The sequence below is a fragment of the Thermodesulfobacteriota bacterium genome, assembly GCA_040754335.1.
Taxonomy (GTDB): domain Bacteria; phylum Desulfobacterota_D; class UBA1144; order Nemesobacterales; family UBA2774; genus 2-12-FULL-53-21.
Map to the genome: position 1 here is coordinate 24,372 of JBFMCV010000006.1, position 19,766 is coordinate 44,137.

General features: G+C 53.5%; 23 protein-coding genes. 16 read left to right on the top strand and 7 right to left on the bottom strand.

Annotated elements, in window-relative coordinates; genetic code table 11:
* Positions 1-70: 70 nt before the first annotated feature.
* Entirely contained in the window at positions 71-1,357 is a 1,287-nt protein-coding gene (locus tag AB1598_12630) for a hypothetical protein (protein MEW6145852.1), read from the bottom strand.
* A 141-nt stretch (positions 1,358-1,498) separates the two neighbouring features.
* Positions 1,499-1,963 carry an SRPBCC family protein gene (locus tag AB1598_12635; protein MEW6145853.1) on the bottom strand — a complete coding sequence of 155 codons (465 nt, stop codon included), beginning with the start codon at positions 1,961-1,963 and terminating at the stop codon, positions 1,499-1,501.
* 207 nt (positions 1,964-2,170) lie between these two features.
* Here AB1598_12635 and hisD point away from each other — a divergent pair, with 207 nt between their 5' ends.
* Both hisD and hisC read left to right on the top strand, forming a co-directional pair.
* On the top strand, positions 2,171-3,487 hold the full coding sequence (gene hisD, locus AB1598_12640) for a histidinol dehydrogenase (GenBank protein MEW6145854.1): 1,317 nt from the start codon (positions 2,171-2,173) through the stop codon (positions 3,485-3,487).
* A 32-nt stretch (positions 3,488-3,519) separates the two neighbouring features.
* Positions 3,520-4,623 carry a histidinol-phosphate transaminase gene (hisC, locus tag AB1598_12645; GenBank protein MEW6145855.1) on the top strand — a complete coding sequence of 368 codons (1,104 nt, stop codon included), beginning with the start codon at positions 3,520-3,522 and terminating at the stop codon, positions 4,621-4,623.
* On the opposite strand, the gene lnt is transcribed toward hisC, so the two are convergent.
* The 3 genes from lnt to AB1598_12660 form a co-directional block, all read right to left on the bottom strand.
* Positions 4,585-6,162: an apolipoprotein N-acyltransferase gene (gene lnt / locus AB1598_12650; protein MEW6145856.1), complete on the bottom strand. Its 1,578-nt coding sequence runs from the start codon at positions 6,160-6,162 to the stop codon at positions 4,585-4,587. The two genes, hisC and lnt, sit on opposite strands and share 39 nt — an antisense overlap.
* A 266-nt stretch (positions 6,163-6,428) precedes the next feature.
* The gene (lgt, locus tag AB1598_12655) at positions 6,429-7,232 is read right to left on the bottom strand and encodes a prolipoprotein diacylglyceryl transferase (GenBank protein ID MEW6145857.1); all 804 of its coding nucleotides are present in this window, start codon (positions 7,230-7,232) and stop codon (positions 6,429-6,431) included.
* Between the two features lie 4 nt (positions 7,233-7,236).
* On the bottom strand, positions 7,237-7,380 hold the full coding sequence (locus AB1598_12660) for a hypothetical protein (GenBank protein MEW6145858.1): 144 nt from the start codon (positions 7,378-7,380) through the stop codon (positions 7,237-7,239).
* Positions 7,381-7,543: 163 nt separating this feature from the next.
* Here AB1598_12660 and AB1598_12665 point away from each other — a divergent pair, with 163 nt between their 5' ends.
* The 14 genes from AB1598_12665 to AB1598_12730 all read left to right on the top strand — a co-directional run bounded on the left by AB1598_12665 (position 7,544) and on the right by AB1598_12730 (position 19,056).
* The gene (locus AB1598_12665; GenBank protein MEW6145859.1) at positions 7,544-8,128 is read left to right on the top strand and encodes an HNH endonuclease; all 585 of its coding nucleotides are present in this window, start codon (positions 7,544-7,546) and stop codon (positions 8,126-8,128) included.
* 126 nt (positions 8,129-8,254) lie between these two features.
* On the top strand, positions 8,255-9,514 hold the full coding sequence (locus AB1598_12670; GenBank protein MEW6145860.1) for a hypothetical protein: 1,260 nt from the start codon (positions 8,255-8,257) through the stop codon (positions 9,512-9,514).
* Between the two features lie 65 nt (positions 9,515-9,579).
* Entirely contained in the window at positions 9,580-10,116 is a 537-nt protein-coding gene (gene thpR, locus AB1598_12675) for an RNA 2',3'-cyclic phosphodiesterase (protein MEW6145861.1), read from the top strand.
* A 657-nt stretch (positions 10,117-10,773) separates the two neighbouring features.
* Positions 10,774-11,712, top strand: a complete 939-nt coding sequence (locus AB1598_12680; GenBank protein MEW6145862.1) for an NAD-dependent epimerase/dehydratase family protein — start codon at positions 10,774-10,776, stop codon at positions 11,710-11,712.
* Between the two features lie 3 nt (positions 11,713-11,715).
* A complete protein-coding gene (locus tag AB1598_12685; GenBank protein ID MEW6145863.1) occupies positions 11,716-12,327 on the top strand; it encodes a hypothetical protein in 612 nt (203 codons plus the stop codon).
* A 94-nt stretch (positions 12,328-12,421) separates the two neighbouring features.
* On the top strand, positions 12,422-13,120 hold the full coding sequence (locus tag AB1598_12690) for a DUF2461 domain-containing protein (GenBank protein ID MEW6145864.1): 699 nt from the start codon (positions 12,422-12,424) through the stop codon (positions 13,118-13,120).
* Between the two features lie 36 nt (positions 13,121-13,156).
* A complete protein-coding gene (locus AB1598_12695; GenBank protein ID MEW6145865.1) occupies positions 13,157-13,528 on the top strand; it encodes a nuclear transport factor 2 family protein in 372 nt (123 codons plus the stop codon).
* Between the two features lie 24 nt (positions 13,529-13,552).
* Positions 13,553-13,903 carry a hypothetical protein gene (locus AB1598_12700; GenBank protein ID MEW6145866.1) on the top strand — a complete coding sequence of 117 codons (351 nt, stop codon included), beginning with the start codon at positions 13,553-13,555 and terminating at the stop codon, positions 13,901-13,903.
* 26 nt (positions 13,904-13,929) lie between these two features.
* Positions 13,930-14,862, top strand: coding sequence for a ring-cleaving dioxygenase (locus tag AB1598_12705; GenBank protein MEW6145867.1), 933 nt, complete (start codon positions 13,930-13,932; stop codon positions 14,860-14,862).
* 8 nt (positions 14,863-14,870) lie between these two features.
* Positions 14,871-15,500 (top strand): alpha/beta hydrolase, encoded by a 630-nt coding sequence (locus tag AB1598_12710; protein ID MEW6145868.1) that lies wholly within the window; start codon positions 14,871-14,873, stop codon positions 15,498-15,500.
* An 83-nt stretch (positions 15,501-15,583) separates the two neighbouring features.
* Positions 15,584-16,249 (top strand): glutathione S-transferase N-terminal domain-containing protein, encoded by a 666-nt coding sequence (locus AB1598_12715; GenBank protein MEW6145869.1) that lies wholly within the window; start codon positions 15,584-15,586, stop codon positions 16,247-16,249.
* Positions 16,250-16,636: 387 nt separating this feature from the next.
* A complete protein-coding gene (locus AB1598_12720) occupies positions 16,637-17,398 on the top strand; it encodes a glucose 1-dehydrogenase (protein ID MEW6145870.1) in 762 nt (253 codons plus the stop codon).
* A gap of 39 nt (positions 17,399-17,437) precedes the next feature.
* On the top strand, positions 17,438-18,463 hold the full coding sequence (locus AB1598_12725; GenBank protein ID MEW6145871.1) for a metal-dependent hydrolase: 1,026 nt from the start codon (positions 17,438-17,440) through the stop codon (positions 18,461-18,463).
* A 95-nt stretch (positions 18,464-18,558) separates the two neighbouring features.
* On the top strand, positions 18,559-19,056 hold the full coding sequence (locus AB1598_12730) for a zinc ribbon domain-containing protein (GenBank protein MEW6145872.1): 498 nt from the start codon (positions 18,559-18,561) through the stop codon (positions 19,054-19,056).
* 41 nt (positions 19,057-19,097) lie between these two features.
* Here the strand turns inward: AB1598_12730 and AB1598_12735 are convergent, their stop codons facing one another.
* Both AB1598_12735 and AB1598_12740 read right to left on the bottom strand, forming a co-directional pair.
* Positions 19,098-19,370, bottom strand: coding sequence for a type II toxin-antitoxin system RelE/ParE family toxin (locus AB1598_12735; GenBank protein ID MEW6145873.1), 273 nt, complete (start codon positions 19,368-19,370; stop codon positions 19,098-19,100).
* Positions 19,371-19,601 carry an antitoxin, RHH family protein gene (locus AB1598_12740; protein ID MEW6145874.1) on the bottom strand — a complete coding sequence of 77 codons (231 nt, stop codon included), beginning with the start codon at positions 19,599-19,601 and terminating at the stop codon, positions 19,371-19,373.
* Positions 19,602-19,766 lie beyond the last annotated feature (165 nt).

The window sequence follows — 19,766 nt, forward strand, 5'->3', positions numbered from 1 at the left end:
TACCGCTCATATCGGATCGTATTTTTGCTCGATATGCTGACGACCGGGATTGCTCTTAACGTGTTATCCCTTATATGAGCTTAAGCTCTTTTCTTAACTTCGCGACGTCGAAATAGGGCTCGCCGCGGAGGCCTGCGTGTTTGTAAATATTTTCGAGCTCGCTCAATACGATATCAAGTCCCTTCCTCCCTTCAGCCGTTTTCGCCGCCTCCCTGGGCGAGAGTCCGTTCAGCGACGGGTGCGGCCGGTCGACCCAGGATGCGTAGTATTCGTCGAGGCTCCTGTCAAGCTCCTTCCTGCTTTTAACCCCTGGGGGGAGCCTCTGCAATTTAGCTTTAGCCTTCTTGCTTTTCTCGGTATACGACTCCATCCCCTTCGTTTTGTCTTCGAAATGCACTATAAGACCTTGAAGCTCCCTCTCGATCACTGATTTGGCTCTCTCGAGCATTTCGATGGAGTATGTCTCTATGCCGATTCTCTCGTCATCGACCTCGAGGGTGCCGGATATATTGCTCCTCCCGCCTATGTCCATGATAAATACCCTTATCTCGTCGCCGGGCCCGCTTATCTCTTTCAATAATTTGTTCTCGCCCAGCTTTTTGAGCGCCGCGTCTCTGTCGCTGACCTCATAAACCGCCGATGCAAGTACGAGGTCCTCCCCCTCGGGAGTGATGAAATGCGGGTTGCTCGCCAGGTCCTCGAGATAGCTCGAGATCTGAAATCCCAGGTCCCTGAGGTATCCCTTCTTATCGCCCCGGTCTCCGCGGGCTTTCCTGTATTCGTCGAACCCGCTCTCGAAGTGCTCGATTATTATATTCTTGAACGCTGCAGGGTAGGCCGATACGACACCCGAGAAATATGTATTGTCTCCGGCGCGCAGGGGTCTCGCCCCGATGATGTCGGATGTCTTCAGCTTCTTTGACGATGAGGAGTCATGGACCCTGAATTCTTCATTCAGGAACAGGTCCTTTATGTCGCAGTATTCCCCCGGCGCTACCTCGCCGACCTCGAAAAAGCTGAATACGCTGTCGAGCCATCCCTTGAGGATGGTTTCCTCCGCTTGGGTGAGCGCTGCGGTTTCATCATGACAGAACCTCTCTATGACCCTTTCGCCCGTATCGAGGAGCCTGAAGTCATGGATGAACCAGTCGAAGAATTTCTCGAAAGTGAGGTCATCGATCTCCGAGTCCGTTATCTCGTCCGGGATGAAGTCGGGGTCGTCCTTCCATATGTAAAAGGCCTCCCCTATCTGGGACTGGATCTCCGGGCGCTCCGAGTACTCGACGAGCTTCATGCGGAGATCGTTCTCTGCCTGGTCGTATTTATACTGCGCGATATTTATTACCTTGTCTTCCATGTGAAGAAATTATATTTTCGCTCCCTGAGCTGTCAAACTGTCATACGCCCAGAGGGCCTGCCGCGCGTTTTTCTGTAGAGTGAAGTTCACGGCAATCTGTCGAGCCGCTTCTTAGCGCCCGGCGTATCCTGTAACTGCGTATCAGGAAATCCTCCCGAATTTGCTCGACAGGTACGCGCTCCTGTAATCGAATATCTCTCTCAGCTGCTTCTTGACCACGAGATCGTGGGCGATGCGTCCTAACGGCCCGAAGGGAAGCGCGTAGTGCACCAGGTCACGGACCCGGACGCCGCCCCTTATTTCCTCAAACGCATGCTCGTGGTGCCAGAGCCTGTACGGGCCCATGCGCTGGTCGTCTACGAAGAACTCGGGCTCCCTCACCTGGGTTATCTCCGTAACCCAATCTACTGGGAAGCCGAAGAAGGGCGTAACTGTGTAGGTCAGCATGAGCCCCGGATATATCCTCTCGGGGGCCTCCGACTTCATCCTGAACCCGAGCCCGGGCGGCGTGATAAGCGGGAGGTTTCGAGGATTGGAAAAGAATTCCCAGGCCTCCATCAGGGTTACAGGGATGTCGAGATTTCTCTCCAATACGTGTAATTTCATACGGTTACGAAGTCCTGTTCCGCGGATGCTGACCGGCTCCGCCGCAGCTTTCGATTTTCGGGGTCGAAAGACCGAGCACTCGATGATTTAGTTTACCGGATGGGACAAGCAGCTCTTCATTATCCGCGGCCGACTCGGCGAATAATAACGCGGCCCGGACCGCTTACTTTTGATAAAGGACATTCCTATGTATAATCCTCTCTCATCGTGAAAATAATCGAAATAAATAATCGCAATCTGGAGAAGGAATTAAAGGGCTTAAGGAGGGGTTCCTCCCTTTCCGATCCCGGCCTCGAAGACTCGACCAGGAAGATAGTAGAGGACGTCAGGAAAAACGGGGACAAGGCTCTCTTCAAGTATACGAAGAGGTTCGACAGGGTATCGCTCACCGGTAAAACGGTAAAGGTCTCGAGAAAAGAGTTCCGCGAAGCCCGCTCGGCGGTGCCTAAACGATTAATGGACGACCTCGTTAGGGCCGGGAAGCGCATCAGGGATTTTCACAGGCTCAAGCTCCCTTCCGAAATCACTTTCAGGGACACTCTCGGGAACGAGCTCGGCTGGGTGATACGGCCGATAGAGAGGGCGGGGTTGTACGTCCCCGGCGGAAAGGCGGCATACCCCTCTACCGTGCTCATGACGGCGATACCCGCGAAAGTAGCCGGCGTGAGCGAGCTCGCGCTCGTGACGCCATGCCCCGGCGGAGAGTTAAACCCGGCTGTTCTCGCCGCAGCCGAGATTGCTGGCGTCGACGCGGTATACAAAGTCGGAGGAGCCCAGGCTGTTGCTGCCCTCGCTTACGGTACCGTATCGGTCCCCAAGGTGGATAAGATAGTCGGTCCCGGAAACATTTACGTAACCATCGCGAAGAAGCTCGTCTTCGGAGAGGTCGATATTGACATGATAGCCGGGCCGAGCGAAGTGCTCATAGTCGCCGACGGCAGCGCCCCCGCCGGATGGGTAGCGGCCGACCTGCTCGCCCAGGCGGAGCACGACGAAATGGCGGTTCCCATCGTCGTCACCGATTCCCGCGTTTACGCGAATGAAATCGAGGAAGAGGTCTCCCGGCAGCTCAAGAGGCTCAAGAGGAAGGCGATCGCCGGGGAATCTGTAAGGAAACAGGGCAGGATATTCGTCACGGGAAACATGGAGCAGGCCGTGGGTCTTGCGAACGCGCTTGCGCCCGAGCACCTCGAGCTTTGCGTGAAAGAGCCCAAATCCGTGCTTAAAAAGATAAATCACGCGGGAGCGATATTCCTGGGCTCCATGTCGACCGAAGCTTTCGGAGATTATATAGCGGGTCCGAGCCACGTCCTGCCTACCGGAGGAGCGGCCAGGTTTTCATCCCCGCTCAGCGTTTTCGACTTCCTACGCATGCCGAGTATCATCTCCATCTCGAAGAAGGGTTTCGATTCGCTTTCCGCCTCCGTCATGAACCTCGCCTACAGCGAAGAGCTCGAAGCCCACGCCCTCTCGGTGGCCGTAAGGCTCAACGGAAAGAAGTCGTCACGGAAGCCGGAATCGTAAAAATATGACATACGCATTCCCTGCCGCTAAATATGTCTGACAAAGTAAAGGAAAAGGGAAAGTCGAAGGGTAAGGGCCTTCTCGAATCAAGAGTCGGGGGAGAAATCAGGAGCCTCACAGCTTATTCTGTACCCCGCTTCGAGGCCCGCATTAAGCTCGACGGAAACGAAAGCCCGTTTTCCCTCCCCGCCGAAGTAGGTAGAAAGGTAATCGATAAGCTGCGCTCGGTCGACGTAAACAGGTACCCCGACCCCGAGGCCCTGGAGCTGCGAAAGCTTATCGCGGGGATAAACGGTTTCCCCCCGGGCGGTATTCTCCTCGGCAACGGCTCTGACGAGCTCATAGGCATGCTCATTACCGCATTTTCTGGCGGCACGGGGAGCGTCCTCTATCCCACGCCGACGTTCTCCATGTACGGGATCACCGGGCTCGCGCTCGGGAAGGAGCTTCTCGAGGCCGAGCTCGACCGTGATTTCGATCTCGACATGGACAGAATCGCGTCTCTGATCGAGAAAAAAGACCCCGACATCATTTTTCTCGCCTCCCCCAATAACCCGACGGGCAATGCATATTCAGCAGGTAAGATAAGGGAAATAATAGGATTGTCGAAGGGCGTGGTCGTAGTCGACGAGGCGTACTCCGATTTCAGCGGCTATACGTTTTTGCCTTTAATCAAAAAGCACGAGAACCTCATAATACTCCGCACCCTTTCCAAGGTCGGTTTCGCCGGACTCAGGCTCGGCATACTCTACGGGCGGGAGAGCCTCGTTCACGAGATAAACAAGGTCAGGTATCCCTACAACATCAACTCACTCACTCAGGGAGCGGCCGAGGTCATACTCAGGAACCACGAATTCGTGAACGAGAACATACAGCTCATCGTGAGGGAGAGGGAGAGGGTATTCAACGCCCTTTCCGGGATGACCGGGGTCGATGCATATCCGAGCGACGCCAATTTTATTCTTTTCAGGGTGAGGGACGCGGACTCGGTCTTCAAGGCCCTTCACGGGCGGGACGTGCTCATAAGAAATTTCAACAGGCCGGGCAGGCTCGAGAACTGCATGCGGGTAACGATCGGCACTCCGTTTGAAAATGACTCATTCCTCGACGCCCTCGGCGCTATTCTTTCGTCTTAGCTTCGTAACGACCGCAAACCCTATCCAGAACACGAGACACGCCGCGGGAAAGACGTCGCCCACGCGCGTGTAAATCGTGGGCTCCCCGTTCATGAGCCCCACCTCGCTCTCGAGGTCGGTCTTGACGAAGATCGGGGTTTTCGCGACCACCCTGCCGACCGGGTCTATAACGGCGCTGATTCCGGTGTTTGTCGACCTGAGCAGGTATCTCCTCGTCTCTACCGTCCTCGGGATCGATACGAAGAGGTGCTGATAAGGGGCTACGGTCCTCCCGAACCATGCGTCGTTCGTGATGTTGACTATCAGGTTGGCGCCCTTCTCGACGAACCTCCTGCTGAACGACGGGATGATGTCCTCGTAACAGATTATGGGGGCGATCCTCGCCCCCTTTTCCTCGATCTCGAAAAGGTTGAGCTCGCTGCCCGGCGTGAAGTCGCCCGAAGCCGGGCTTATATTCCTGAGCGCGGGGATCAGGTTCGTGAACGGGAGGTACTCGCCGAAGAGGAGGAGCTTTATTTTATGATACCTTCCCATTATCACGCCGTCCGAGTTGGTGAGGAAAGCGGTGTTGTATTTGATGAGGTTCTCGTCCGTCAGCACCTCGGCGTCTGGTTCTTTGGGAGTGAAAGACATGCCCCCGACTATGAAGTATTTACCGTCCATCTGGGGGACGCCCATTTCCTCCCTCACCAGGAGATAATCGGATTCCGTCGGGAACCATGCCTGTATAGCCGTCTCGGGCCATATAATGAGTTCCGCCGACTTAAGTACCCTGGACATCTCCTTATGCCTCTCGGTGACCACCTCTTCCTGGCTCTCCGACTTTTCGAGGAAATCGAAATTCGCCTGAACCATGCCTATCCTGAGCTTGGGAGCCTCTGCGATTTCCCTGTCGACCTCGGCTATCCTGTAATATCCATAGAGGAGCGTGGCGATAATAAGAACCGCCGATAATACAATCTCGTGTACGGGGTAGCGGCGGCCTTCCGTGAACTTTTTAATAATTCTCAAGAGCGTCACGTTGACGACCACTATAATGAAGCTCAGGAGATAGACGCCCAGGAGGTCGAAGACCTGTATTACAGGTATGTAGTCCGCCTGCGAGTTTGCGATCCCGTAGGGGAAGAGGAACGGGAAGAGGTATTCGACGGACGTCCACACGGAGGCTATGAGCAATGCGGATACGACGCCCGGTCTCTTTAAGAAGCCGAGCTTCGTGACTATGTATGAAAATATCGCGTAGGATAAGCCGGAGAACGCGCTCAGGACAATAATGAAGAGGACGCTCACGATTATGGGGAACCCCCCGAACCTGCTGAGCGTGCCTATCAGCCAGTACGTCCCCGTGAAGTTCGAGACGAGCCCTGCGAGGAGTCCGAGCTTGAATGCGTCTTTCGCGGACTTCTGCTCGATCGCCCAAAAGAGCGGCACGAGGAGCACCCAGGCGAGTAACCCTGTGTAGGGGATCATGAACGTGAGTGGATAAAGCACCCCCGTGAGCGCGGCCAAGACGACGTCGTTACTGCCTATCCTGTTCATGGTGGATAAAAGATACCCAATGCGCTAATTATGAGAAGGAAGGTGCGGGTGAACACCCGCAGGCACACACATAGTGTGTTTTAATATTCCTTCCAACTCCTCCGATTAATTCAACAACGAAGCCCGACCCGTTCGTCCTGCTTGTCCGGCGTAGCTTTAGCGAAGACGGAAGCGTGTCGAAGTGCGTATGTTTAGCCGGGATACTGTGCAAACTTTTCGAAGATCAGGCAATGTTTGATCGTAACGTGTGAATAGGGGTCCTAAAATTACGCCTTTTTCTTCTTTGCGGATTGTTTGGGGCTTGCGGGTGCGAGCTCGGTCTCTCCAGCCGAGCGGAGCCTGTAGAGCTTTACCGCGCCGACTATGATAATAAATACTGCCATGAGCTGAGCCAGTGAGAGTCCCGGTATGGGGCTAGGCGTCGTGTTCCTGAGAAATTCGATGAAGAACCTTTCGAGTCCGGCCAGTATGAGATATATCGAGAAGAGCCATCCCGCCGGCCTCTCGAGCTTCCTTATCTTCCATATGAACACGAAAACGACCGACATTATAATGATCTCGTAGAGCTGGGTCGGATGTACGGGCACGTCCGTCGGCGGAAGCCCCTTAGGGAACGGCATTGCCCAGGGCAGGTCTGACGGGACCCCGTAATCGTCCCCCACGAGTAAGCACCCGATGCGTCCGATGGCGTATGCCAGGGCCAGCGCGGGAGAAGCAAGGTCGCCCACGACCCACATGCTGAGCTTGTTCCTCCGGGCGATGATCCATGTAAGGATTATCGCGCCGAAGAACCCCCCGTAATAGGTGAGCCCGCCCCGCGAGAGAAGGTTGTCGAGGGGGTGTCTCAGGAGCTCCGAAAGCGGCACGTTCTCGAATACATATAACAGCTTCGCTCCTATAATCCCGCCAGCCATCGTCGCGAGGAACAAATTCCCTACTAGCTTTTCATTCAGCTTCTTCCTCTTGGCTTCGAGCGTTATCACCCAGTACCCTGCTACGAAGCAGAGTGCTATCATCACTCCGAACGAGGATATGGAGAAGTTCCCGATTTTGATAAGTTCCGGATACATTCGGCTAACTCTTGGTGGGACCCTTTAGCCTTTCGGCCTCGATCTCTTTCTTGAGCCTTGTGTTTGCCGCTATCAAATAATAAAGCATCGCAAAGAGTATCGCCGAGAGGGCCAGCTGGATCAGAAATGCGGTTACGAGCGTATTCATTGATTTCCCTTAATACTTTGAACGGAGGAACCTATAAGTCAAGTAATTTCTGTTTTTAGGCCATTTTTATAAAAAGTTACATCTTAACGATACTTTAACACATTTTTACTTGAATAGCACATTAAAAAGAGGTAAATTCACATACCATATGCTAACCGCCCCCGTGTTAGTCCTTAACCGCTACTTCGTCCCGGTCACAATCACAAGCGTCAAAAGGGCATTCGTGCTGATGTACAGCGGCGTGGCGAAGGCCGTGGGCTCGGATTTCGAGACCTTCGATTTCGAGTCCTGGTCGCAGATTTCCGCGATGAAAGAGGACGAGGACGTGATAAGGACGGTGAACGCCGTCATACTGACGCCGCGCGTGATAGTGCTCGTGAGGTATGAAGGGGTCATAAGGAAAGAGGCCAAGTTCAACCGCATAAATATATTCAGGCGGGACGGCGGCACGTGCCAGTACTGCGCGAGAAAATATTCCCGCTCCGAGCTCACTATAGACCACGTCATTCCCCGCTCGCAGGGAGGGAGGAGCGTCTGGGACAACGTCGTCTGCTGCTGTGTCGACTGCAACAGGAAAAAGGGCGGCAGGACCCCCGAGCAGGCAAGGATGAAGCTCAAGAGGAAGCCCAAGAAGCCTCTCTGGGACCCGTTCTCCAACATATACATCAAGGCTGTAATGTATAAGGAATGGGAGCCCTATCTCAACTTCGTCGATATCTCCTACTGGAACGTCGAGCTCGAGGAATAAATTCCCTCTATTTACCGGATAATCTCAAATAAGCTGGCATTTCATTCTCCCATAGGCTAAATTTATTTTCGATTAATAATGTTATCGTTCCAATAATCTATACAAGGATTCATAGGGAGGAGCACGATGGCTTTCAGAATTTTCCTGATGTCGATTTCCGTTTTTTTCACCATAACAGCGGGAGCCTGGTCCCAGATCAAACTGCCTGACGTCACTGGACCGATAATACAGAAGATACCCATATTCATCCCTGACCTGTCGAGCATAGGATCAGCCGATCCCAGGGGGCGGGAGTTCGCAGAGGTGCTGAGGAACGACTTGGAGAACGCGGCCCTTTTCGAAGTGAGCGCGGGCGGTCCGATAACAGGCGACGTAAATAATATAAGCTTCCAGGCGTTCTTCGATGCGGGCGCGGATTATTTAGTGGCGGGGCAGTACCAGTCGGTCGGCGGAAAATTAAAGTACGCCGTCCAGCTCTTCAATGTCAGGGAGGAGAGGCCGATTCTCGGAAGGTCGTACGAGGCCACGCCCGGCAAGGTCAGGGAAGCCGCACACAGGTTCGCCGACCTCGTGATGAAGCAGATCACAGGCAACGACGGCTTCTTCACGTCGAAGATCGCATTTGTCCTCGGAGGGACGAGGAGCAGGAACCTCTTTATCTCCGACTACGACGGAGCGAATATGAGACAGCTCACGAGGCACAGCTCGCTCGTGATGTCCCCCGACTGCTCTCCCAGTGGCAACGAGATAATATTCAATTCCGACAAGGTATGGGATCAGGACCTCTACATCATGACACTCAGCCCGGCCGTTTCCGAGCGCAGGCTCACGCGCGCGTTCAAGCTCGAGCAGACAGGCGCGTGGTCCCCGAACGGCAACCTTATAGCCTTCAGCGCGAACGGCGACATTTATATCTCCGACCCGAGCGGGAAAAAACCCGTCAATATTACGCGGAGCACATCCATCGACGTATCCCCCACGTGGTCTCCCGACGGCAACAGGATAGCGTTCGTATCCGACAGGGGCGGGAACCCGGGCATATACGTGATGAGCTCGAACGGGAGCGGCGTGAGAAAGGTAAGCGGGGGCGGGTACAGCACCGACCCTTCGTGGTCGCCTAGCCCGCAGGTCAACAAGATCGCCTTCGTCAAGGTGGAGGGAGGGGGCGCCAATATTTTCACAGTAAGTCCCGACGGCGGGGGCGAGGAAAGGCTTACGTCCGCCGGGAGGAACGAGACCCCAGCCTGGTCGCCCGACGGCCATTACATCGCGTTCAGCTCGACGCGGAGCGGGGCCAAGAACCTGTACATCATGTACATGAACGGCGAGAACCAGAGGCCCCTCAGCCAGGGCGGAGGGAAATCCTATCCCACATGGTGCAGGTAACAGCGGAGTTATAACGATTCCCCCCGTTCGTAGACACGTGACTATGCAGCTCTGCGGGTGAATGATTGAGACTCTTTATAGCGGCGCTCCTGCCTCATGAGATAAGGGCCCGGATGGATGAGTATCTGGAAGCCGTCATGCCCTTGTGCGAGGGTGTGAAATGGGAAAAGAACGATAAACTCCACGTCACTCTTAAATTCCTCGGCAACGTCGAAGATTCGAAGGTGCCCGAGATAGCTTCGATAATAGGCGGCCTCTCCCGGAATTATTCGCCGTTCGAGACGTCGATATCGGGCGTCGGCGGTTTCCCTGATCTCAGGAACCCCCGCATCCTGTATATAGGGTTATCCGAAAACCAGGAGCTTTCTTCGTTTCAGAGCGGGATCGAAGAGAGTCTAGAGCCCCTCGGATTCCCGAGGGAGACGCACAAGTTCGTCCCCCATGTGACTATCGGCAGGATCAAGAGCAGGATCCGGATTAAAGAACCGCTGCCTCAGCCGGAGGCATGTAATTTTTCCATATCCGAAATCGGAGTTATGAAGAGCGAGACACGGAGAGACGGCTCGGTCTACACCCCCCTCCATATCTTTCATCTCCTCTAGAGCACACATAGTGTGATTCTATGATTCCTTCCAACTCTTTTGCTCTAACCAGCAACAAAGCCAGTCCGTTCGCCCTGAGGCGCAGAACCTGCGCTCGTATATGATCCCTCTGTGGCTACTTAGCTTTGGCCAAATAATGAAGCCAAGATAATCCTAAACTGCGCGCCTGTCCTGAGCGAAGTCGAAGGATCGAAGGGTTGAACGGGTATTACTACTGTAGGTTCGCGGGTGAGAATCTGGTTTTATTCTGTCATTTCGAGCGTACGCGAGAAATCCATCTTTCAAGCCGTCATCCTGAACCATGTCCCGTGCAATGACACGGGATCTGTTCAGGATCTCATCTTTTTCTTATCAATTCGACCAACGGGAGAAATGCGTCTTTATCTTTAATTCCCTCCTTAGAAAAAGGAGAACAATTTCGAGCAAGAGAGAAATTGGTCGGTGCTGATATATGGCAAAGAAATGCCTTAATCGGAGTAACGTGGGTAGTCAATCCAAATTAGGGAGGATTTGGATTTTAACCCCGCTCGTGCAGAACCTGTTGAAGGACGCATCCTTATTTCTCTCTCCCTCATGAAATGTCCATCGCACTGAATCCAATATCGAAAACTTTTAATCTATAATAGTAGACACCTGTCTTCGTATAGGGGGGAAGATATGAAGATCTACGTAACGGGAGCCACGGGAGTCCTCGGCAGGAGGCTCGTGAAGGGCCTCGTCTCCCGCGGGCACACGGTCGTGGGAATGGCGAGGAGCCCCAAGGGCGAGGATACGGTCAGGTCTCTCGGCGGAATACCCTCACGCGCCGAACTTTTCGATTCCAAATCCTTACTTCCCGATGTCGAAGGCTCCGACGTCGTTATACATGCCGCGACCTCAATTCCCGTAAAAGAGAGGATGAAGCAAACTGACTTCGCATTGAATGACCGCATAAGGCGCGAAGGGACCAGTGTACTCACTGAATGCGCCGTTAAAACCGGAGTGAAGAAGCTGATATTCCAGAACGTAGTCTGGGTCGCCACACCGCCTGACGGGTCATATTTTGATGAAAGCTCCCCGGTCAATCCCAACGAATCAGTGCAGTCGGGTATAGACGGCGAGAATATTGTGCTTCAGGCAGCCGAGAAACACGGTTTTATAGGCATCTCCCTCCGCTGCGGCTTTTTTTACGGCTCCGACACCGCTCATACGAGGACGATCGCGGAAGGACTTAAAAAAAGAAAGTTCCCCATTATCGGCAGCGGCAATAATTACTGGTCCAACATCCACGTCGACGATGCGGCATCCGCCTTCGTGACCGCTGTACTCGAAGACCTCAATGGCGTCTGGCACGTCGTCGACGACGGGCCTGTCAAGGTGGGTGAGTTTCTGGGCGCATTCTCCGAAAAGCTCGGCGCCGCCCCTCCCCGCCGCATACCTCTGTGGCTGGGCCGTTTTCTCGCGGGAAGCTATGCCGTAAATTTTTTCACCGCGTCTACGAATACCTCGAATAAAAAGCTCCGTGCGGCGTCGAGCTGGACGCCCAGGTATCCGACTTACAAAGAAGGCTTCGCGCAGGTTATTAATGACTGGAAGGCGGAGGGCTTTCTTCTCTAGACGATGACAGGCTCGAAACCCGCACAAGGTACAAGGACAGTAACAATAGCGGTCATAATATGGCTCCTTGCCTCTGTCATGGCCGGTGCGTCGGGTATCTTCTCGAACCTTCGTCCCCCGTTTCCACAGGCCGTCCTCCTCGGACTCGTAATAGTCGAGCTCCTGATTTTTGCATTCTCCTCCGGCTTCAGGGGGTGGTGCCTCTCTGTAGACGTGAGGGCGCTTGCGCTATTTCACCTCACGCGTTTCGTCGGCATATATTTCCTGATTCTTTATTCTCAGGGCAGGCTCCCCTACGATTTCGCGGTACCCGGCGGGTGGGGAGACACAGCGGCTGCCGCAGCAGTCGTAATCCTGGTTTTATTCGTTAAGCCCGTGGGAAAAACCGCATGGATTCTCTATCTTGTTTGGAACCTGTTCGGCTTTCTCGATATATTATTCGTAGTCGTGACTGCGGCGAGGCTCGCGTTCTCAGGGCCCGGCTCGATGAGCGAGCTGCTCAGGCTCCCGCTCAATCTTTTGCTGACTTTCGTAGTCCCGGTAATCATATTCACGCACATAGTGATTTTCATAAGACTGATCATAAGCTGGAAACGCGGTTATCAGTTTATCTGATCCGATTTTGTAATCTCGCCGCGCTCCGCTTATTGCTGTCTTATACGTAAACTTGATGCTTGCTATACAACATCGGATAAGTGAGGATGATTGAATGGACAGTGACGGTAAATTCGAGGGGTTCCCGAAAGGGACTTTTGATTTTTTAAGGGATCTGGAGTTGAACAATAACAGGGACTGGTTCGAATCAAGCCGCAGCATTTACGAAGACCTCGTCCTCAGACCCGCCCAGGAATTCGTCGTCGAGATGGGAGACAGGCTCAAAACCATATCCCCGCGCGTATCGGCTATCCCGCTCATCGATAAATCGATATTCCGCCTTTACAGGGACACGAGGTTCTCCACGGACAAGACTCCCTATAAGACTCATCTCGGCATGCTCTTCTGGGAAGGCCCGAGGAAGAAGCTCGAGAACCCGAACTATTACGTCCAGCTCAATAAATCCTCGATCTTCTTGGGCGCCGGAGAATACCGTTTCACCGCCGACCTCCTGAGGCGGTACAGGGATTCCGTCGTCCATCCAAGACGGGGCGTGGAGCTGAAAAGAATTCTGGACGAGATAACCGCGAACGAGTCGTACAAGATAGGCGGCGGGCATTATAAGAGGGTTCCGCGGGGTTACGACCCTGATCATCCTAATGCGGGGCTGCTGCTCCATAACGGGCTTTATACGTATTATGAAGGGGCGCTTCCGGATGAGATATATTCTTCACGGTTCGTCGATTTCTGCTTCAGTATTCTTAAGGAGATGTCCCCGCTTCAGGGATGGCTGGGAAGAGTCAATAATATATAATACAAGTGAGTATTATAAGAATCAGTGGAGGCAATAATGACAGACGAAGAAAGGAAATCGATAGCCTCAGAGTATCTGAAGAGTCTCGATTACGGGAGGGACTTCTTCCACCTCTTCGCGGAAGACGCGGAGGTGTTCTTTCCCAACTGGGGAGTCGCGAGAGGGGCGGCGGAATACAAGAGACTCTTTTCCGACCTGGGCTCGCGCGTAGCGGAGTTCACACACCACCACGCTTATATAAACTGGATTATTCAGGGAGACATGGTCGTCGCCGAAGGGTCGAGCGAGGGGAAGCTCAAGACGGGGGAGAGCTGGTCGGACAGCAAGTGGTGCGACGTCTTCGAGATAAGGGACGGGAAGATACAGCGCCTCTACATATACCTCGACCCCGAATACTCGAGGTATTGACCGGCGTCCCCCGGAGACATAAAAATGAAAATCACGAGAGTTTACTCGGACCCTTCCGGGGAATCCCATTTCGGAGAGATCGAGATCGGCCTCCGCGACAAGGGCTCCATCGGCAGGCTCTCCGAGCGTTTCCCGGTGAAATCCATGATCTTCAGGGAAAACGACTCCGACTACGATTACGACTGGCATAACGCCCCCGAGAGGCAGTACATAGTGCTTCTCGACGGGGAGATAGAGATAGAGGTCGGCGACGGAGAGAGAAGGATATTCCGCGGCGGGGACGTGATATTCGTCGAGGACGTGGACGGCAGGGGCCACAGGACGAGGGTTACAAATAACAGGCCGCGGAGATCGGTTTTCGTGACGCTTGGGTAATCGACTGATACATCTGCGAGGGACACATGCCTGAGAAAATACTCGGAATACATCATATAACAGCAATCGCCGCGGGCGCGAAGAAGAACCTTGAGTTTTACACGAAAGTCCTCGGGCTCAGGCTCGTAAAAAAGACCGTGAATTTCGATGACCCGACGACCTATCATTTTTATTTCGGGAACGAGAAGGGAGAGCCGGGGACAATTCTGACGTTTTTTCCATGGGAGGGGATAAGGAAGGGCAGGGCCGGCACGGGCCAGGTGACCACTGTATCTTTTTCGGTTCCCGAAGACTCCATGGGCTTCTGGCTCGACCGCTTCAGGAGCCATAACGTCACGTACAACAACCCTTCTCCCAGGTTTGGAGAAAAGGTTCTCGTTTTCCTCGACCCCGACGGGCTCAAGCTCGAGCTCATATCCGGTTCGGCGGACAAGAGAAAAGCGTTTGACTCGGACGACGTCCCGATTGAGTTCGGCATAAGGGGGTTCCATAGCGCGGCGCTCACGCTCGACGGCTACGAGGCGACGGCGAAACTGCTGACGGATGTCTTCGGCTACGAAAGGAATGACGAGAGCGTGAACCGCTTCAGGTTCGTGAATAAAAACAGCGGGAGCGCCAATATTATCGACCTCGTTTGCCTCCCCGCCGGTCAGCGCGGGAGCGTAGCCGGGGGCACCGTGCACCACATCGCTTTCAGGACTGCTAATGAAGGGGAACAGCTCCTTCTGAGGGAGAAGCTCATATCTTTGGGCTATAACGTCACTCCCCAGCTCGACAGGAATTATTTCAAATCGATCTACTTCCGCGAACCGGGAGGGGTTCTTTTCGAGATAGCGACCGATCCGCCCGGTTTTACCGTCGATGAGGATTTGGCGAACCTGGGGCGGGGGTTGAAGCTCCCCGGATGGCTCGAGTCGAGGAGAGATGAAATAGAAAGTGCGCTCCCCCCGATAGATTAGAGGAATTTATGGGCATCGAGCCTGAGTTCGTTCATATATACATACCTCCTGAAAACCCATCCGCGGGGAATACTCTCCTCCTTCTCCACGGAACAGGGGGCGATGAGGAGAGCATGGTCCCTCTTGCGGAGAGCATACTCCCCGGCGCCGGGATACTGAGTCCCAGGGGCAAAGTACTCGAGAACGGCATGCCGAGGTTCTTCAGGCGCTTCGCGGAAGGTGTCTTCGACCTCGAGGATTTGCGTTTCAGGACTGCGGAGCTCGCTGATTTCATATTCAAAGCCTCAGAGACTTATTCCTTCGACAGGGATAAGCTCGTCGCGGCCGGGTATTCGAACGGGGCGAACATAGCGGCGAGCGTTCTCCTCACCTATTCGGGCGTAATTCCTTATGCCGTGCTTTTCCACCCGATGGTCCCCTTCGTGCCGGAGAGTCTGCCCGATCTCTCAGTCGCGTGCGTTCTGATCACGGCGGGCAGGAACGACCCCATAGTCAGCCCCGGGGACACTGAAAACCTCGCGCGGCTCCTTAAGGAAGCGGGGGCCCGGGTGGATGTCTTCTGGCAGGAAAACGGGCACAGCCTCACCCGAGAGGAAATAACCGCCGCGAGGTCGTTCCTCATCGAATCCCTCGAATAGTTTTCAACAACTAAATCTATGAAGTAACATTAATGGTTGAAGCTCGTTTTAGGCTCATCAAATAAATCGAAGGGAGAAGCCCTATGATCGATTTTTACACCTCCACCACGCCTAATGGCAGAAAGGTCTCCATAATGCTCGAAGAAGCGGAGATTCCATATAATCTAATCCACCTTCACCTGAGCAAGTTCGAGCAGAGACAGGACTGGTATCTCAAAATTAACCCGAACGGCAGGATCCCTGCCATAGTCGACCGCGATAACGGCGATTTCGCCGTGTTCGAGTCGGGTGCGATACTCATCTACCTAGCCGAGAAAACGGGGAAATTTCTCCCTGCGGATCTCAAAGGCCGCTCGACCGTCATACAGTGGCTCATGTTCCAGATGTCCGGTATAGGGCCCATGCAGGGTCAGGCCCATGTGTTCTTCAGGTATGCACCCGAGAAGATCGAATACGCGATAGGCCGCTACCAGCGGGAGACCAAGAGGCTCTACACTGTGCTTGACACGCGCCTCAGGGATAACGAATTTCTGGCCGGGGATTTTTACTCGATCGCCGACATGGCGACATATCCCTGGATCGCGCTCCATAACTGGGCTGGCGTGGACATCGAAGACCTCGAAAATCTCAGGCGCTGGATGACCGCGGTCAGGCGCCGTCCCGCGGTCACGAGGGGCATGGACATTCCGAAGTCGAAGAAAGAGACCGTAGAGGATGCGCAGAAGAGAGGATCGTCACTGCTCGTCTGATTCCGGAGAATTCTCAACCTGTCTGCAATCATAGGTGGATTTGTTTTTAAATCCGTTCGTCCTGAGCTTGTCGAAGGACGTAGTTTTTATCCCCTCTCCCCTGAAGTGGGGGAGAGGGATAGGGTGAGGGGGTACATTTTATAATATTCCTGTCTTTGCAAGGGAAAGCTTTTTTTTGACCGCGGCAATCTCATCCTGTATCGTGAATCCTGTATCCTGTTCGTAGGAGCGGCATCTTGCCGCGATCATCCAAGGGCCAAACCTAACCTGTCATTATGTACTCGTTTCGGAATCTCGTTTTCATCTTACACAGCCCGGTTTGTTTCCCGCCCGCAAGCTAAGTAGAATTTCAAAAGTTCATTTGAATATCTATGGAGGCAATGAGAGATGAGACTCGAAGGAAAAACAGCGCTTATCACGGGCGGAGGCGAAGGCATCGGACGGGCTACGGCCCTCCTCTTTTGCAGCGAAGGGGCTAAAGTCGGAATAATGGGAAGGACGAAAGAGAAGCTCGACCTGGTGGCTTCCGAAGCGGACGGCCCGGGCGAGATCGTTGCGCTTCACGGCGACGTCTCCGTAGAAGGGGACGTAAAGAGGGTGGTGGACGAGTTTTACAAGCGGTACGGGAGGATAGACATCCTGTTCAATAACGCAGGCATCCTCGAAGGCGGCACGGTCGTGACTACCAGCATGGAAGTCTGGGACAGGACCATCGACATCAACGTCAAGGGAGTCTTCCTCATGAGCAAGCACGTCGTCCCCCTCATGGCCATGCACGGCGGAGGCTCGATAATAAACAACTCCTCCGTCCTCGGAATGGTGGGCATGGAAAACTGCGTCGCGTACAACGCCTCCAAAGGGGCCGTGAGGCAGATCACGAGGAGCATGGCCCTTGACCACGCGAAGGACAACATACGCGTGAATTCCGTCTGCCCCGGATACATAAAGACCAAAATGGACGTCGAGTTCATGGGCAACCCTCCAGACGCCGAGGAGCAGCTCGACAAAATAGCTGCCGGCATGATACCGCTCGTGAGGCGCGCGGAGGCGGTCGAGGTGGGCCACGCCGTGCTCTACCTCGCGTCAGACGATTCAAGGTACGTCACGGGCTCCGACCTCGTCATAGACGGGGGCTGGACGACGCTCTAGTCGTTATTTCTTATAATTATATATAGATGGGTGTGTAAAATGGATCCTGTAAGTCACGGATTAGTGGGAGCCGTTTTGGCCGAGAGCGCTTCGACCAAGAGAGAGCTTGGTATGGCGTCTCTGGCCGGGTTCTTGTCGGCGACGCTTGCTGACCTGGATATCCTGATCCGCTCCTCCGAAGACCCGCTCCTCGTGCTCGATTATCACAGGCAGTTTACTCATTCGTTAATCTTTATCCCCGTTGGCGCATTCGTAGCAGCAGGTATCCTGTGGCTTTTCCTCAGGCGGCGTCAGGGCTTCGGAAAGATATACCTTTATTCGATCCTCGGATACGGCACGGCCGGCGTGATGGACGCCTTTACCAGCTACGGCACCCAGCTCCTCTGGCCGTTCTCGGACGCAAGGATCGCGTGGAACATAATATCGATAATCGATCCGCTGTTCACACTGCCACTGGCTTTCTTCGTAGTTTTCGCATTCGTCAGGAAATCTCTCGTTGTCGCGAGGGTAGGGCTCGCCTTTGCCGTTATTTATCTCCTTCTCGGATTATACCAGCGGGAACAGGCGGAGGACGTATTGATGACGATCGCGGAGAAAAGAGGGCATGAAGTGGAGAGAGCGCTCGTGCATCCTTCATTCGGCAACCTGATTCTCTGGCGCTCCGTTTATGGATCAGGCGGTAAGTATTACGCAGACGCGATCCGGGTCGGGCTCTTTTCGGAGCCTCGGGTTTATGAAGGAGGCCCTGTCGATAAATTTACTCCCGAAAACGACCTGCACGGGCTGGACCCCCAATCGGTGCTTTACCGCGACGTACTTCGTTTTAATCACTTCTCGGACGGCTATCTCGTTTTATATCCCGGCTATCCGAACGTCATCGGAGACTTGAGGTATTCGTTATTGCCGAACGGCACCAAGCCCATCTGGGGCATTCTTGCGGATCCTGATAATCCGGGCCGTCATGTTAGGATGTCGGATTACGACCGCGCCGTGACCCCTTCCGACTGGCACGCATTCTTGACCATGCTGCGGGGATGGGAGTTGAATTCAGGCGCTGCGGACTAGAAAAATCCCGACAGATTAAGAGTATCCCCCCGATAGTGTAAAGTATCTAAATTTTGGCTTTGTTTCGAGTTATAATTGGTATCTGGAAAACGGACATGCCCATCTACGAGTTCTACTGCAAGAAGTGCAATACGGTCTATAAGTTCTATTCCCGGACGATTGACACGGCCACCGTCCCCAAATGCCCCAGATGCAAGAGAGTAAAGCTAGAAAGGATATTTTCTTCTTTCGCTACATTGAGCAAACGGGATAAAGAATGCGGCCCTGAGGCCGGCATGCCGGACATAGACGAATCGAAGTTCGAAAGAGCGATGGCCATGATAGAGAGGGAAGCGGAGGGTATGGACGAGAACGACCCCGCTCAGGCGGCGGACCTCATGAGAAAGCTCACCGACGCGGCCGGCATCTCCATGGGCGAAGGGCTGGAAGAAGCTCTCGCCCGGATGGAGAGGGGTGAGGACCCGGATAAGATAGAGGAGGAGCTCGGCGATATTCTCGGGGAGGATTCGTTCCAGTTCGAGTCCAAAAAGAAAAAGGGCGCGAAAAAAACATCACCCAGACCCAGAGTGGACGAAACACTCTATGAGCTATGACGCTGCGAGGTTAAGGATGCGACCACCTGCATTAGTCTCATTTACAATCTTTTGATTATGCTTTCGTAGACCATTCTGCGGTGGAGAATCCCTAAAATATGCACTTCGTTTTTAGCGATTTTAAATACGATTCTTATATCTCCCACGCGCAATTTCCAGTACCCTTTTAATGAACTTTCAAGGGGTTTCCCATATTTCTCGGGCTCTACGCTCAATCTGCTTTCGATAGCCCGCTCAACTGCTCTCTTCTGCTTCTTGTCAAAAGATTTAATGTCATCGCGCACCTTGGGGTGGTAGAGGATCCGGTAACGCATCTATTTCTTCCAGATTTGTTCATGACTGAGTGCTTTATCCTTCTTAAATGTTTTCTCCCGTTCGGACGCAAAATCCTGAAGGATTGTATCCTCGTGTATTTCGAGCGCCAGCCGAAGGAGGTCCCTGGCTTTAAGCGAAATCGATATACCTTCTTTTTTGGCTATCCTTTTTATCGCTTCATATACAGGTTTTTCAAGAACAATATTGATACGCGGGTTTTTGGCAGGCATCTCTCTATCCCCTTTCCTTTTATTTATTATTCAGAAAGTGTATCATAAGTGATGCACTTTTTAAATGCCTCTCTCCCTCGTTTCTATTTCGTACCGACGACGAATTTCTCCGCCGTCCGGCGTTATATTAACATCCGCAGGCGTTTGGTGTATTGTTCTATCTCA

Bases quoted from the DNA above. Each gene is read 5' to 3' on its own strand.
- AB1598_12710 (MEW6145868.1), top strand. From the start codon at position 14,871: ATGGGCATCGAGCCTGAGTTCGTTCATATATACATACCTCCTGAAAAC.
- AB1598_12670 (MEW6145860.1), top strand. From the start codon at position 8,255: ATGGCTTTCAGAATTTTCCTGATGTCGATTTCCGTTTTTTTCACCATA.
- AB1598_12705 (MEW6145867.1), top strand. From the start codon at position 13,930: ATGCCTGAGAAAATACTCGGAATACATCATATAACAGCAATCGCCGCG.
- AB1598_12635 (MEW6145853.1), bottom strand. From the start codon at position 1,963: ATGAAATTACACGTATTGGAGAGAAATCTCGACATCCCTGTAACCCTG.
- AB1598_12660 (MEW6145858.1), bottom strand. From the start codon at position 7,380: ATGAATACGCTCGTAACCGCATTTCTGATCCAGCTGGCCCTCTCGGCG.
- AB1598_12695 (MEW6145865.1), top strand. From the start codon at position 13,157: ATGACAGACGAAGAAAGGAAATCGATAGCCTCAGAGTATCTGAAGAGT.
- AB1598_12720 (MEW6145870.1), top strand. From the start codon at position 16,637: ATGAGACTCGAAGGAAAAACAGCGCTTATCACGGGCGGAGGCGAAGGC.
- AB1598_12715 (MEW6145869.1), top strand. From the start codon at position 15,584: ATGATCGATTTTTACACCTCCACCACGCCTAATGGCAGAAAGGTCTCC.
- lgt (MEW6145857.1), bottom strand. From the start codon at position 7,232: ATGTATCCGGAACTTATCAAAATCGGGAACTTCTCCATATCCTCGTTC.
- AB1598_12735 (MEW6145873.1), bottom strand. From the start codon at position 19,370: ATGCGTTACCGGATCCTCTACCACCCCAAGGTGCGCGATGACATTAAA.
- AB1598_12730 (MEW6145872.1), top strand. From the start codon at position 18,559: ATGCCCATCTACGAGTTCTACTGCAAGAAGTGCAATACGGTCTATAAG.
- AB1598_12700 (MEW6145866.1), top strand. From the start codon at position 13,553: ATGAAAATCACGAGAGTTTACTCGGACCCTTCCGGGGAATCCCATTTC.
- AB1598_12685 (MEW6145863.1), top strand. From the start codon at position 11,716: ATGACAGGCTCGAAACCCGCACAAGGTACAAGGACAGTAACAATAGCG.
- AB1598_12630 (MEW6145852.1), bottom strand. From the start codon at position 1,357: ATGGAAGACAAGGTAATAAATATCGCGCAGTATAAATACGACCAGGCA.
- lnt (MEW6145856.1), bottom strand. From the start codon at position 6,162: ATGAACAGGATAGGCAGTAACGACGTCGTCTTGGCCGCGCTCACGGGG.
- hisC (MEW6145855.1), top strand. From the start codon at position 3,520: ATGTCTGACAAAGTAAAGGAAAAGGGAAAGTCGAAGGGTAAGGGCCTT.
- AB1598_12740 (MEW6145874.1), bottom strand. From the start codon at position 19,601: ATGCCTGCCAAAAACCCGCGTATCAATATTGTTCTTGAAAAACCTGTA.
- AB1598_12680 (MEW6145862.1), top strand. From the start codon at position 10,774: ATGAAGATCTACGTAACGGGAGCCACGGGAGTCCTCGGCAGGAGGCTC.
- AB1598_12690 (MEW6145864.1), top strand. From the start codon at position 12,422: ATGGACAGTGACGGTAAATTCGAGGGGTTCCCGAAAGGGACTTTTGAT.
- AB1598_12725 (MEW6145871.1), top strand. From the start codon at position 17,438: ATGGATCCTGTAAGTCACGGATTAGTGGGAGCCGTTTTGGCCGAGAGC.